This is a genomic window from Stenotrophomonas acidaminiphila (assembly GCF_001431595.1).
Lineage (GTDB): Bacteria > Pseudomonadota > Gammaproteobacteria > Xanthomonadales > Xanthomonadaceae > Stenotrophomonas > Stenotrophomonas acidaminiphila.
This window is the reverse complement of sequence record NZ_LDJO01000013.1, coordinates 1-13,305: the sequence shown is the minus strand read 5'-3', so window position 1 is coordinate 13,305 and position 13,305 is coordinate 1. Positions and strand designations below refer to the sequence as shown.

At 68.2% G+C, this 13,305-nt stretch carries 10 protein-coding genes; 6 read left to right on the top strand and 4 right to left on the bottom strand.

All coding sequences use genetic code 11. The annotated features are described in order from the left end of the window. Window positions 1–102: 102 nt before the first annotated feature. A complete protein-coding gene (locus ABB33_RS03230; protein WP_056931155.1) occupies window positions 103–1,194 on the bottom strand; it encodes a DNA glycosylase AlkZ-like family protein in 1,092 nt (363 codons plus the stop codon). A 146-nt stretch (window positions 1,195–1,340) separates the two neighbouring features. Here ABB33_RS03230 and ABB33_RS03225 point away from each other — a divergent pair, with 146 nt between their 5' ends. The 4 genes from ABB33_RS03225 (at window position 1,341) to ABB33_RS03215 (ending at window position 4,825) form a co-directional block, all read left to right on the top strand. Next, entirely contained in the window at window positions 1,341–1,976 is a 636-nt protein-coding gene (locus ABB33_RS03225) for a GntR family transcriptional regulator (protein ID WP_056931125.1), read from the top strand. Window positions 1,977–2,207: 231 nt separating this feature from the next. Next, window positions 2,208–2,345, top strand: a complete 138-nt coding sequence (gene stcA / locus ABB33_RS18425; protein WP_152984944.1) for a lasso peptide StcA — start codon at window positions 2,208–2,210, stop codon at window positions 2,343–2,345. A gap of 51 nt (window positions 2,346–2,396) precedes the next feature. Next, window positions 2,397–3,083, top strand: a complete 687-nt coding sequence (locus ABB33_RS03220) for a lasso peptide biosynthesis B2 protein (RefSeq protein WP_056931124.1) — start codon at window positions 2,397–2,399, stop codon at window positions 3,081–3,083. Continuing rightward, window positions 3,083–4,825: a lasso peptide isopeptide bond-forming cyclase gene (locus ABB33_RS03215; protein WP_056931123.1), complete on the top strand. Its 1,743-nt coding sequence runs from the start codon at window positions 3,083–3,085 to the stop codon at window positions 4,823–4,825. The genes ABB33_RS03220 and ABB33_RS03215 overlap by 1 nt, the downstream gene beginning before the upstream one ends. Here the strand turns inward: ABB33_RS03215 and ABB33_RS03210 are convergent. Both ABB33_RS03210 and ABB33_RS03205 read right to left on the bottom strand, forming a co-directional pair. After that, the gene (locus ABB33_RS03210) at window positions 4,822–6,912 is read right to left on the bottom strand and encodes an Atxe2 family lasso peptide isopeptidase (RefSeq protein WP_082594967.1); all 2,091 of its coding nucleotides are present in this window, start codon (window positions 6,910–6,912) and stop codon (window positions 4,822–4,824) included. The genes ABB33_RS03215 and ABB33_RS03210 overlap by 4 nt on opposite strands. A 37-nt stretch (window positions 6,913–6,949) precedes the next feature. Beyond that, entirely contained in the window at window positions 6,950–9,364 is a 2,415-nt protein-coding gene (locus ABB33_RS03205) for a TonB-dependent receptor plug domain-containing protein (RefSeq protein WP_056931122.1), read from the bottom strand. A gap of 382 nt (window positions 9,365–9,746) precedes the next feature. Between ABB33_RS03205 and ABB33_RS03200 the strand changes: the two genes are divergently transcribed. Then, window positions 9,747–10,031 (top strand): helix-turn-helix domain-containing protein, encoded by a 285-nt coding sequence (locus ABB33_RS03200; RefSeq protein ID WP_054667693.1) that lies wholly within the window; start codon window positions 9,747–9,749, stop codon window positions 10,029–10,031. Between the two features lie 189 nt (window positions 10,032–10,220). Continuing rightward, window positions 10,221–11,345 (top strand): phosphotransferase enzyme family protein, encoded by a 1,125-nt coding sequence (locus ABB33_RS03195; protein ID WP_056931121.1) that lies wholly within the window; start codon window positions 10,221–10,223, stop codon window positions 11,343–11,345. Between the two features lie 430 nt (window positions 11,346–11,775). Here the strand turns inward: ABB33_RS03195 and ABB33_RS18070 are convergent, their stop codons facing one another. Then, window positions 11,776–12,687: a hypothetical protein gene (locus ABB33_RS18070; protein ID WP_082594966.1), complete on the bottom strand. Its 912-nt coding sequence runs from the start codon at window positions 12,685–12,687 to the stop codon at window positions 11,776–11,778. Between the last annotated feature and the right edge of the window lie 618 nt (window positions 12,688–13,305).

Sequence of the window (13,305 nt, the reverse complement as noted above, 5' to 3'; positions counted from 1 at the left end):
ATCGGACGCAGAGGCCACATCGGGTTGGCCATCGATCAGTGCCAGGCTGCATGGGCGCTGCACGCAGGTGCGCAGCGGCGCGCATCGACAACCGGCCGCGGCTCAGCCCTCGAGTCCGAGAAACGCCGTCATCCGCGCCAGCTCCGCCTCCAGTGCCGCATCGAAGGCGGCATCCTGCGGCGGCCGGCCCGCCACGTAGTGCAGCTGCGCCTGCAGCGTACCGGCCAGCACCGACAGGTTGCCCCACCCGATCACGTGCTCGCGCCACAGCAACGGCATCGCGTAGTAGCCGAGCTTGCGCTTCGGCGCCGGGGTGTAGGCCTCGAAGCGGTAGCTCCAGCCCCACAGCAGTTCGAAGCGGCGGCGGTCCCACACCACCGGGTCGAACGGGGTCAACAGGCGCACCTGCGCGTCGGCCTGCCAGCGCCGGCTCTGCACGCGTTCGGCATCGGGCCACAGCCAGTCCACGCCATCCACCCGCGCGCACTGCAGGCGCTGGCGGGCGCGCAGCAGCGCCGGCCGGCACGCATCGCGCCACTGCGGAACGCCGTTGCCGAGGTAGCCGACCAGCTGCCGGAGGCTGGCGGCCGGCAGCGGCGCGTAAGTACCCACGATCAGGTCGAGCAGCGCATCCAGCCGCGCGTCGATCTCCTGCGCCGCCACCGGTGGCGCATCCTCGCGCACGGCATACACGCGGGTGCCGCCGTCGCGCCGCGCCACCCGCAGCAGGCCGCGGTAGTGCATGCCGTCGAGCAGCTGCGTGCTGGCATTGGACGAACCGCCGAACCAGTTGGTGGTCTTGCCGTGGGCGAAATGGGCGTCGACCTCGCGCGGATGCACCGCACCGCGTGCGGCGACGAACTCGCGCACCGCATGCGCCTGCTTCCAGCGTGCCGGCGTCCATGCCACGCGCGCCTTGCGCGGATGCATCAGCGCCTGGTGCGCGCGCGGCAGGAAACCGTAGTTGACGAAGAAGTCCTCTTCCAGCGGCAGGCGCGGGTAGCGCCGCTCCAGGTCGCCGGCACGGTACGCCCTGACCCGGTGGCGCAGGGTCAGGTCCTGGGCCCGCGCGGGCGCACGGATGGGATCGGCCTGGACGAAGCCGAGCCGGTCGATCGCACGCATCAACGTGGTCGGCGTGAACAGCGTTCGGGCGATGGCGTAACGACGGAGCTGGTCGAGGCTGGGCGGCATGGAGGCATGATGCCAGTTGCCGCTGCCGCCGGCGGCGCATGGCGGTGGCCCCGCCGGCGCGCCGGCGGACGCACCGCGGGGCATGCGGGCGGCTCCTGTACTATCGGTGCGGGAAAGGACGCCATACGCAGACAGGGAGTTCGGCCATGTGCGCGAACCACTCCAAGAGCGCATTGCTCTACCGCCAGGTCCGGCGCGCGCTGCAGTCGGGGCGCTACCTGCCCGGGCAGCGGATCGATCCGGGCACGCTGGCCGAGGAATTCAACACCAGCCCCACGCCCGTGCGGTTCGCACTGCACCGCCTGGTCGGCGAAAGGCTCATCGATGATCATGCCCGCAACGGGCTGCATGTGCCGCTGCTCACCGAAGTCGCCCTGCGCGAGCTCTACGACTGGATGGAGCACCTGCTGCTGAGGGCCTGCGAGCTGGGGGCCAACGCGACCGAAGGCCCGCCGCGCGAACCGGTGGGCGCAGCGCTGTACAGCCACGAGGACCTGGTCAAGGGAACCTGGCAGCTGTTCGACGCGATCGCCGGCGCATCCGGATTCCGCCCCCTGCACGACGCGGTCAGACAGGGCAACGACCGGCTGGCACCGGTGCGTCGCGCCAAGCGCGGACTGATCGACCATGTCGGCGACGAACTGGCCAGGCTCAGCGGCCACTGGCAGAACCGCGACATGCCGGCGCTGAAAGCCGCCGTGCGCGGCTACCACGCACGCCGCAAACAGCTAGTGCCGCGGATCGTGGCCTTTCTCGTCGACCACCGCGACCGTCACCTGTAGCCGCGGCATTCCGGCCACGGCGTCCGCATGCGCGCGGGCCCGTGCGATGCGGCGCTGCCATGCGCATGCGCGCCATGGCGTGCTGCTGCACCCACCCGATCCATGACCGCCGGCACGTCTTCGGATAATCATCGCCTGGCAACGCAATAATCATTTGAAAATCAAATCCACTGCCTCACAGGCTGGCGCTCGCCATGGAATGGCCATGGCGCAACCACAGGAGAGGCAACGATGAACCGCAACGACAACACCGGCGTGCACGCCGACGAAGTGATCGTGCTCGGCGTCGCCAGCGTCGAGACCCAGGGCATCCTGCAGGGCAACGAGCCGATGGGCGGCGAACCCGTGCCGGGTATTTCCGAAGAGTGAAACACGGGGCGCACCACCAGGTGCGCCCCTCTTCTTTCCGAGGACGCACCCATGCCCGCCTGCATCGACCCCGACCTGTCCTACTGCCTGATCGACGGCCACCCGCTCTTCCTCGATCTGGCCGGCGACCGCTATTTCAGGCTGCCCGCGACGACGGAACAGGCGTTCCTCGCGCATCTCGACGGGGCGCCGCTTGCGTCGGCCGCTGCGCGGATGCTGGTTGCGCGCGGTATCGCACCGGCTGCGGAGCAGGCGTCGCCGGAAGCCGCGGCGGGCGCCGCGACCCTCGATCCCCCTTCCGAAAGCGCGATGGAGCGTGCGCCGCACGGCCCGCCAGGCGGCCGCGTGCTGCCGCTGGATGTCCTGCGTGATGTCTGCACGGTACGCCTGCAACTGAAACACCGCACGCTCAAGGACACGCTGGCGGCGATGGCGGCCTATCGCCGCGATCGTGCCGGCCAGCCCCATGCCGGCCTGTCCCCTGCCCTGCTGCAGCACCTGTGCACTGCGGCCGGCGCATTCCGCAACGCCCGCCTGTATGTTCCCGCTGCCACGCGCTGCCTGCCCGATTCGATCGCCCTGGTCCGGTACCTGTCCAGGCATGGCCTGTTCGCGCGCCTGGTGTTCGGCGTCATGGCCAATCCGCTGTCGGCGCATTGCTGGGTCCAGGCGCGGCACCTGGTGGTGAACGACACCGTCGGCAACGCCTGTGCCCACACCCCGATACGGGTGGTGTGATGGCCTACCGGTACCTCACGCTGCTGCACCCGGCCGCTGGCGCCCAGGCGCCTTCCATCGATGAAGCCACGCATCGGCTGCACCCGCTGCGCATGCAATGCCACCGGCCAACCACCGGCTGCACGCTGTATGCCAGCGCGGACACGCCGGTGATCGTGCTGCCGGGGCAAGGCCTGGTGCTGGGCCATGTCTTTTCGCGAAGCGGCACGCCGCTGACGCATGCGCGGCAGTTTCCGCCCTGCCCCAACCCTGGCGATCTGCGCCGGCACATCCTGGACAACTGCTGGGGCGCCTACCTCATCGTCCAGGCGGATCCCACGCGCGCCGACCGCCTCACCTTCCAGCGCGACCCCGAGGGCGGGATGCCCTGCCTCCATCGCATCGCCGATGGCAGCGGCTTCGTCGCCTCGGACGTGGAACTGCCCGTGCGCCTGGGCTGCTACCGCAGGCGCATCGACTGGGATGCCATCGGGCAGCGGCTGCTGTACCCGGACATCAAGACCGCGCGCACCGGGCTGGCCGGCATCCGCGAACTGCTCCCCGGCACGCGCATGGACGTGCAGGGAGGGCGCACCACCCTGCACGCGCAATGGTCGCCCTGGGACGTCATCAACCGGCAGGATCCGTACGCCAGTGCGCGTGAGGCGGCCGACGCCGTGCGCGCCGCGGTCGGCATGGTCACCCGCGCCTGGGCCGGCGTCGACCGGTCGATCCTGCTCGAACTTTCCGGCGGGCTGGATTCATCGGTCGTCGGCATCAGCCTGAAAGACAGCGCTGCCGCAGTGGCATGCTGCACGCTGGTGACGCCGGTGCCGGGCGCGGACGAGCGGCGTTACGCCAGCCAGGTGGCGGCCCTCATCGGCGCACCGCTGGATGCGCAGGTCATGGGCCTGGAATCGGTGGCGCACGATTTCGACGTTGCGCCATGGACCGCGACGCCGCGGGTGGGAATGCTGCAGCACGCCACCGACGCCATCATGGAACAGGCCCGGCACCGCCATGGCGCCACCAGCTTCTTCTCCGGCGGTGGTGGCGACACCGTCTTCTGCTACCTGACTTCGGCCGCCCCGGCGGTGGATGCCTTCCGGCAACGGGGCGCGGCGCAGGCGATGCGCGCGATCCGCGACCTGGCCGGATTGCACCAGTGCACCGTCTGGAAGGCAGGCAGGCTCGCATTGCGCAGGCAGCTACGCACTCCCGGGCCGCCCTGCAGGCCCACGGACGAATTCATTGCGCCCGCGCATGCCCCCTGCGCGCCCGATCTTCACCCCTGGCTGGACCTGCCCGGGCATGCGCTTCCCGGCGAGCGCGAACGGATCTTCGCCCTGGCCGCCACCCAGATATACAGGGAGTCCGCGCCCCGGGCGATGCGCGCGCACCTGCGACTGCCACTGCTGTCGCAACCGGTGATGGAAGCAACCCTGCGCGCGCCCAGCTGGATGTGGATCGCCGGCGCACAGAACCGCTCGCTGGTGCGCCAGGCATACGCGGACGTCCTTCCGCAGGCGATCCTCGCGCGCCGCAGCAAGGGCTCCTTCACCGGCTACATCGGCGCGCTGCACGCCCGGCACCGGCCGCGCCTGCGCGAGTTCCTGCTCGACGGCATGCTGCACGCGCAGGGCATCGTGGACGGCGCCTCGCTGGAGCGCTGCTTCGAACGCGAGCCCAGCCCGCGCGACCGCTCCATCGGCCGCATCCTGGAGCTGTGCGCGGTGGAGAACTGGGCACGGCATCAGTCCTAGCGACGCGCGTTCCCCCGGTCCCCTGCATCCTGCCTGGCGGCCATCACCCGCCAGCGCGCGTATTGCCCGGCCTTGGACGGGTGCGGGTCCTCGATGCCCTGCAGCCAGAACCGGAACCAGTCCAGGTTGCGCTCGTACACGGCCAGCTTGTGCCGGGGCTGGAACTTCTGGTGCGCTTCGTTCGGGTACACGTACAGGTCCGCACGCGCATCCCGGATCAGCGGAACCGCATAGTCGAGCGTGTGCAGGTACTCCTGCTCCGGCAGCTGCATCAGTACCGGCACGTCGATCCGCTGCAGGTTGAACACCGGCGACAGGCGCTTCCATTGCGCGGCCGTCGTTTCCGGGTCGCCCAGCTGCCAGTAAGTGCGCAGGCGCGAGAAGAACGTATCGCCGGACAGGCTCATCAGCGTGTACGCGAGCGGGGAAAAGGCGATGCTGCTGACCGACGCGGCCGCCAGCCTGTCCGAGTTCATCGCCATCCACACCGTCACCTCGGTGCCGTAGCTGAGCCCGCCCATGCCAACGCTGTCGCGATCGATTTCCCCACGCGACGACAACAGGTCGATGACGCTCTCGATGGCCAGGCGGCCGGTCTCGAACCGGGTGACCGCGTCCTGCACGCTCGGCGGGGCATTGATGCACAGCGCCGAGATGCCACGATCGGCCAGGGTCGCCAGCGGCCACTCGTCGCCGACCCCGCCGCGGACGAAGCCCGTGCACCGGTAGTACGTCAGGAACAGCGGCGGCCGGCCATGGCCTGCGCGGCGGGCCGGGAAGTACAGCCCGTTGAACCGGCGCCCCGTCGCGTCCTGCCAGTGCAGGCGCTGTACCGGCACGTGCGCCATTTCCGCCGCCAATGCCGCATTCGGATCGAACAGCACCTGCCTGGCGCCTGATTCCAGATCGATCCGCTCCAACCGCGGCGGATGGCGCGCGTCCGCGGCGACGCACACCAGCGCCGCGGCCGACGCACCGCAACCGCCGGGTGCCGCGCGCCCGCCGTTCACCAGCCCGGGGGTGCGGACCACCAGGACCACCCGGCCGGTGGCGATGTCCCAGCGGAAGATGGACTGGGCCTGGCTGTCGTCCGGGTCGGTCAGCGTGAACACCACCTCGTCGTGCCCGGGCCGCCACTGCACGCTGGTGATCGGCTGCCCGGTGCACAGCGCATCGCGGCAGCGCAGCGGCCGCCTGCCCTTGCCCGTGGCCACCACAAGCTCGACGTCCGGCCGCGGCCCCACGCCCTGCCACCCGCCCACGTGCACCAGCATCGCGGCGCGGCGGGCATGCGCATCCCATGCCAGCTTCCAGGGCGTGAACGCCGCCACCCAGCCCGGCGGCGACGCCGACGCGGTGTCCTCGCCGGCCACGTCCCGTACCTGCCCCGTCGCCAGCGCGATCTCGCGCCAGCGGTCGGCAGCGCCAGCCAGCAACGGCGAGCGGATCACGTCGCTGCCGAGCAGGCGCTGCGTGGAGCCGCGCCGGTCGAGATACCCCGAGCGGAACAACGGCTGGCCCAGCGGTACGGTCTGGTCGATGTGGATGCCACGGTCGTACTCGGCCTGCTCGGCGTCGCGCACCTGCTGGCGGGTGGCGCCGACGCTGTAGCGCAGCGACCGGCCATCGGCAGCGAGCCGGAAGCGGCGCACGTCGGCCGGGTCGCGCGTCAGCGCACGCGCGTCCGAACCATCGGCACGGGCCCGCCACACCGCGACGCGACCATCGAGCAGCGCGCGGTAGTAGATGAAGCGGCCATCCGGCGACCACGCCACGCCGGCCGGGGCGAGCGATGCCCCATCCGACTCGCGCAGCAGCTGGCCGCCCTCGCCCACCCGGCGTGCCGGGGCGCTCGCATCCATGCGCTGCACGTACCAGGCGGTGTCGTGGGTGTTGCGCTCGACCGACGCACGCTGCAGCCGGAACGCCACGTGACTGCCGTCGGGCGAGACCGCCAGTTCGCCCAGGTCGCTGACTTCCACCAGCTGGCGCGGCGAAACCCCCTGTGCGTGCAGCCCGCCGCCGAGCAGCATGCCGGCCAGCACCGGCGCGAGGAGCCGCCGGGCCCACCGCATCACTGGGTTCATCGTTGGGTCCTCCCCATGGGTCCGGGCCACGTCCGGCCTACCAGCGCCGGGATACGGTGAGGCTGGCGTAGCGCCCTATCGCCGACGCGTTGGTCGAGTCGTAGGGCACGTCGGTCGCCGCCGCGGGCCGGTACAGCGGCGGCGCGCGATCGAGCAGGTTCTGCACCGACAGCGCCACCTCGAAACCGGCGCGGGTGTTGTTGCGCCGGGCGGTGGAGTACTGCAGGGCCAGGTCGAAGGTGGTGAACGAGGCCAGGTCCTGGCGCAACGCCGGATAGGTCGCGCCCCCGGTGTAGTTGGCGAACGAGGACGCGGTGAACCCGCCGTCGTTCCACACCAGCCTCAGCCGGCCGCGCAATCTGGCCGGATAGAAAATGGTACCGGCCAGGTCGAACGGCGCCTGCCCCGGCGTGTTCTGCTGGGTGCTGTCCAGCCAGCTCGCCGAACCGCGCAGGTCCAGGTGGCCACTGCCCAGCGCACGCCCGTATGCGCCGGAAAGATCGAGCCCCTTGATCCGCTGCGTGCGCGCGTTGACGTACTCGCCCCGCCCGATGACCACCACGTTGGCGGGGTCGTAGGGCTTGCCGGTCCAGTTGTAGAAACCGCCGGAGTAGGTGGCAAGCAGGGCGGCCTGCTGCTCCAGCGTGGGCGAGAACTCGAGGAACTCGGCCACCGCCGGATCGCTCAGCACCTGGCCGAAGGCGGCGAACGGCTGCACCACGCGCTCGCGGTAATCGATGTCGAACCAGGTCAGGTCCGCCTGCAGGCCGGGCACGCGGTCCGGGTGGAAGGCCAGCGACACGGTGCGCGTAGTCGCCCGTTCCGGGCCGAGCCGCGGGTTGCTGCCCCACGACAACAGCACCGCGTCGCCGGCACCGTACCCCGTGCCGCCGATCATCGCCGGCGGCACCAGGTAGGCCACCAGGCTGCCGTAGCGCTCGTTCAACGTCGGCGCCTTGAACGACCGGCCCCACGATGCCTTGAGCGTGACGTCGCGGCCCGGTGCATAGAGCAGCCCCAGCTTGGGGGTGGTCACCCGGCCGAAGCTGTCGTAATCCTCCATCCTTGCGGCGGCGGTCAGTTCCAGCCGCCGCGCCGGTGCCACCGTTCCCGCACCGAGCAGCGGCACGTTCGCTTCCGCATACGCGAAGCGGCTGCTGTCCTGGCTGCGCGCCTGCGCATTGGACAGCAGATTGCGGTTCAGCAGTTCGTTGCTGCGGTAGCCGGCGCCCACCGCCAGTCGCACCTCGCCCGCGCCCAGTGCCAGCAACGGCCCTTCGGCGCCGATTTCGTACGAGCGGCTTTCGTTGCAGCGGCACACGCCCGATACCTGGCGTGGGTCGCCACCGGCATCGACGACCAACCACGCCCGGCCGATGTTCTCGTCGCGGGCCCGCACCGCACCGGCCTGCAGGGTCCAGCCGTGCGCGAGCCCGACCTCCAGCGACGGCGCCAGGAACCATGCTGTGCTGTCCGAGCGCTGGTCGTAATGGAGCCCGCGACCGGTCTGGTAGTAGACCTGGTCGCGCTCGGTGCGCAGCGCATCCAGGCGCAGTTCGGTCCTTTCGCCCAGCCATTGGTAGGCGCTCACCAGCCCGCTGCGCGTGCTGCCGCCGGGGTAAAGCACGAAGGGCCGGGCCATGTGCTGCGTGTACGAGCGCTCGCTGGCGTCGATCGGGTCGACGCGGGTATCGCGGAAGGTCGCGATCAGGCCACCGTCCTTCCATGTCGTACCGGCGGTGGCGTCGTACTCGCGCGTGTCCAGGCCACCGCCGCCCGCGCGTCCATAGCGGGCGCTGAGCACCGCCCCTTCCATGTCGCGCTTCAGGATCACGTTGCCCACGCCAGCCACTGCGTCCGAGCCGTAGATCGCCGATGCGCCGTCGGCAACGATGTCCACGCGCTCCACCGCGGCCACCGGGATGGCGCTGATGTCCACCGCCTGCATCAACCCGCCGTAGGCCAGGCGCCGGCCGTTGAGCAGGGTCAAGGTCGCGTCCGGGCCGATCCCGCGCAGGTTGAGGCTGGAGCCGCCGCCTGCGTTCTGGTTGTACATGTTGCCCGAGCCGGTCGCGCTGACGACCCCCGGGTTCTGCCCGCCGTTGAAGTTCTGCGGCAGGCTGCGCACCACCTCGCCCAGCGTGCTGAAACCTTCCTGGCGGATCCGCTCGCTGCCGATGGCGATCACCGGCGAGGGCGTGATGCCACCCCGCAGCCGGGTACCGGTGACGGTCACCGTCTCCAGTTCGGTCGCGGCCGCGTCCTGCACCGGCGGCGTGCCCGCGGCGGCGGCGCCCTGCCCCGCGGCGTCCTCGCGCTGCGCGCTGTCCTGCTGCGCATCCGCATCGGGGCTGCCCGGTAACGGTTCCGGGTTCGGGAGCGTGGCTGCATGGCCATGCAGCGTGGCGAACAGGGCGATGGAAATGGCGTTGCGTAAAGCACGGGTCTTCATGCGGCGTCCTTTGGTTTCCAGGGTGGATATTCGGGGGTGCGGTCCGTGCAGGGACGCAGGCGCAGGGCACACCGGGCCGGCCACGGGCGGGCGCGCTCCATCACGACGTGCTCCGTCACAACGTGTTCGGTCACAGACGGAGCCCGTCGGCCGTGCTGGCAATTCCTTCGTGGTGTTCCCGATGCCGTGTCCGGGCGTGGCCTGTGCGTTACCCCGGCGCCGTCGCCCTGCCGTACCGCGTCGCGCTCCACCCGAGGGTGAAAGCACATGCACGCGAATAGTTCATTGATTAACCCAATGCGCACACTACGTTTAACGTAGTATCGGTGTCAAGCGCCCTTCCGGAAGCTCTCGATCACCGAAGCCCGGGACGTACACGGCCTTGTCCGAGAAAAGAGAGCTCCCCGTCTACAGCGTGCGTCTGCGCGAAGCGCGGGAGACCTATGGCATCTCGCAGCGCAATCTCGGCATCAAGGCCGGACTGGACGATTTCGTCGCCAGCACCCGCGTAAACCGCTATGAAACCGGCGTACACCAGCCCGACCTGCAGACCCTGCAGCGCATCGCCGAGGTGCTCGACCTGCCGGTGGCGTACTTCTTCGCCGAGGACGACGCGCTGGCGGAACTGATCAAGGAATACAGGCGCGGCAAGTCGCGCAAAAGCTGATCGCCGACACTACCGCACGTAGTTTTCCTATAGCCCTGTGCGGCAACCTCCTACACCGGACAACACAGGCTCCAGAGTCCAGGCCCGATTGCACCGCACGGTCGTGTTCCTTTCCCCCAAGGCGTCCGCCAGCGCGCCGCGCGCTACCCTGTCGCCCCGCACTCCCCCGCATTACCGGCTGTCCCGTCCATGACCGCTTCCTCCCACCGCGTCCAGGGCCTCAACAACGACGAGGTGCCGGCCGACTGGCCCGCCATCAGCCCGCGCGAGATCGCATGGCTGGCGGGGCGCTTCCCGCAGCTGCACGGCGCGGCTGCCGCGCTGTGGCACAGCCCGCGGCCGCTGTCGGCCGCGGCGCTGGTCGAGGGCGCGGCCGGGCGCGTGTTCGTCAAGCGCCACCACCACAGCGTGCGCGACGCGGCGACACTGGGCGAGGAACACCGCTTCATCGCCCACCTGGCCTCCGCTGGCGTGCCGGTGGTGCAGGTGCTGCGCGACCGCGACGGCGCCACCGCGGTCGAACACGACGGCTGGACCTACGAACTGCACACACCGGGCAACGGCGAGGACCTGTATCGCGACGCGGTGTCGTGGACACCGTTGACCAACGTCACCCAGGCTCGCGACGCCGGGCGCATGCTGGCGCGCCTGCACCAGGCCGCCGCCAGCTACCACGCCCCGCAGCGCGGCACCCACCTGCTGGTGGCGCGCGACGACCTGATCCGCAGCCACGACCCCATCGCCGCGCTCATCGCCGACCTGGGCAACCGCCCCGGCCTTGCCCGCTACCTGGCGCGCATTCCGTGGGAGGAACAACTACGCGGGATCGTGCTGCCCTGGCATGCGGGCCTGGCCGAGCGCCTGCGCGACGAACCGCGGCTGTGGGCGCACAACGACTGGCACGCCTCCAACCTGCTCTGGCAGGGCGACACGGTGAGTACCGTGCTCGACTTCGGCCTGGCCTCGCCCACCAGCGCGCTGTTCGACCTGGCCACCGCCATCGAGCGCAATGCGGTCGCCTGGCTGGAACTGGAACGCGGCGCGGACGCCGTGCGCATCGATACCGCGCTGACACTGCTCGACGGCTACCGCCAGGTGCTGCCGCTGTCCGCCACGCGCATGCACCTGCTGGCCGACCTGCTGCCGGTGGTGCACCTGGACTTCGCGCTGTCCGAAGTGGAGTACTTCGAAGGCGTCACCGGCTCCACCGCCAACGCCGACGTGGCCTGGCAACCCTTCCTGCTCGGACATGCGCAATGGTTCGGCAGCGCGCACGGCCAGGCGCTGCTGGCCGCACTGCACGCGGCCGCCTGAACGCGCATGCGGGGCAAGCCCGCATCTACGAAGTGTAAGGCCGCGGGAATCCACACTCGTAGGTTCCGGGCTTGCCCCGGCACGCGGGCTACGGAACGCCGGTTGGTTGGGACATTCTCAGTCACGCTAGTCGAATACCGACGCCAGCTACGTCGAACAACAGCACCAACGAATTGAATACGGCTCTCTTTCCCCTATGCCGGCGGCAATCGACCCGGCGCAGACATCCGCCGTCGGAGAGGGTGAAGGCCACTTGGATCAGGATGTAGGACAGGCCCGTTTTTGGCTTGCGTATCATCTTGCGCAGCCGGATGGCTAGCTGCACTCAATAACGGCCACAGTGTTGACGAAATATCTTTCCATTATAGCTTGTGTCAGCAAGCAACTTTTATGGAGTTAGTTTTTGGTCATTGGCAAACCGGGCACGCCGTCATTCCTGACATATCACACAGCCGAAAGCTCCGACCTCTGTGCAGGCTGAAAAGAAGGACGACAATAACCAATAGAGCTGGACAAAGTAGGGGCTGGCAGTGTGACCCGCTGCGATGTCTTGGAACGCTTGCTCAACTGCGGCCTTGCTCAGCGAGGAGGTCACAATGGCCACCCGCTTGAAGGTGTGAGGGGCATTTCTGCAGAAATCCACGGCAGTTCGTGAGTCAGCGGGCGTACCTCGGCATGTGCGATGGATACGTGTCTTCACCCTGTTGTTAGTATAAAACCGATTCCATCGAGCGAATTTCTTGGCCATGGCTGGTGCGGGCAAATTGAGATTACCCAGGTTTTTGATAGCTTGGCTGACAGAAACGTGGAACGCGCCGGCACCGAGAGTCAGCTCCCCGTGCTTAGCATGGTAGAAGGTGATTCTTGGGGAGGCTGGATCGGTTCGGAAGCCGATAAAATCAGCCCATTCATCACCGAGATCATCGCAGACCATGATGTCGTCTTCGGGCGCGACAGTTGATAGTACCGCACCAAACGTAGAGTCATAATCGAAATTATGATGGGCAACGGTAAAGGCACCTTTCTCATCCGTGACAGTAGCCAGTTCTGCATTGGCGAAGAGGTAGCCCAGGAACTGACTGCCACCGTTCACCAAGGAGTTGTCCTGGTAAAGGCTGCCGTCCAAGTAAGCAAACTGGAGCTGATCGAACAGGATTATGAATGTGTTTTCTTTGTCGATGAACTGCTTAAGCAGAACGCGACCTTCGTCTGCCCCTGAAGCAAATTGGGTGTCCTCGACGTAGACATCGGCGAGCAGAGGTAACGCCAGGCGTTTCAGGGCGATTCGTGATTTGTTGATCACCAGTTCACCCACTTCGACGTCTGTTGCAAGCTGGGACATAAGCAGTTTACCGGCAGCGCTTTTGGTAACCCCCAAGACGTCTGTCAGCTCTGCAAGTATCGGATCGATCTCTACCTTTGGCAGTTCTCTATACCCCCTCCGTCCCGCTTGACCAAGCGTATAACTTTGTCGTCAAAGATGGCCTGTCCAAGGATGGCGGTATCAACCGCAAATTGGGTAGGACTAGCCGTCAGGTCCGATAGCTCCAGCGGTCGCGCGAAAGCTGCCAGAAAAGGGGAGGAGGACGGCCTTCCAGGACGAGGGTACAGGCGATCAATGATACTGCTGGCATAGTTAACTAGTTCCAGATGCCCAGCGCGATCCGCCCGAAGCGAAATCCGCCCGGTCCGCGGTGTCGTTGAGAAGTGCTCGTCCGCCTCAGTGAAGCTGTAACCCAGCGGGGCAAATCGCGCCGAGGAGGCCATGCCTACATTGTTCTGGAGGTTCTCACCCTCAAGCGTCTTACTGCGCAAAGCAAAGCGGGATAACGTCATATGACGCAGCCGAACCCTGGCAAACACTGAATCCTTACTAGTGAGCCCATGATCAACGTCTTGGGCACCTATGCGTTGCAGATACCGCTTAGTGAAATCAGCGGGGTGGACCGGCCAGCCTTTC

Bases quoted from the DNA above. Each gene is read 5' to 3' on its own strand.
- ABB33_RS03210 (WP_082594967.1), bottom strand. From the start codon at position 6,912: ATGAACCCAGTGATGCGGTGGGCCCGGCGGCTCCTCGCGCCGGTGCTG.
- stcA (WP_152984944.1), top strand. From the start codon at position 2,208: ATGAACCGCAACGACAACACCGGCGTGCACGCCGACGAAGTGATCGTG.
- ABB33_RS03195 (WP_056931121.1), top strand. From the start codon at position 10,221: ATGACCGCTTCCTCCCACCGCGTCCAGGGCCTCAACAACGACGAGGTG.
- ABB33_RS03220 (WP_056931124.1), top strand. From the start codon at position 2,397: ATGCCCGCCTGCATCGACCCCGACCTGTCCTACTGCCTGATCGACGGC.
- ABB33_RS03205 (WP_056931122.1), bottom strand. From the start codon at position 9,364: ATGAAGACCCGTGCTTTACGCAACGCCATTTCCATCGCCCTGTTCGCC.
- ABB33_RS03215 (WP_056931123.1), top strand. From the start codon at position 3,083: ATGGCCTACCGGTACCTCACGCTGCTGCACCCGGCCGCTGGCGCCCAG.
- ABB33_RS03230 (WP_056931155.1), bottom strand. From the start codon at position 1,194: ATGCCGCCCAGCCTCGACCAGCTCCGTCGTTACGCCATCGCCCGAACG.
- ABB33_RS18070 (WP_082594966.1), bottom strand. From the start codon at position 12,687: ATGTCCCAGCTTGCAACAGACGTCGAAGTGGGTGAACTGGTGATCAAC.
- ABB33_RS03225 (WP_056931125.1), top strand. From the start codon at position 1,341: ATGTGCGCGAACCACTCCAAGAGCGCATTGCTCTACCGCCAGGTCCGG.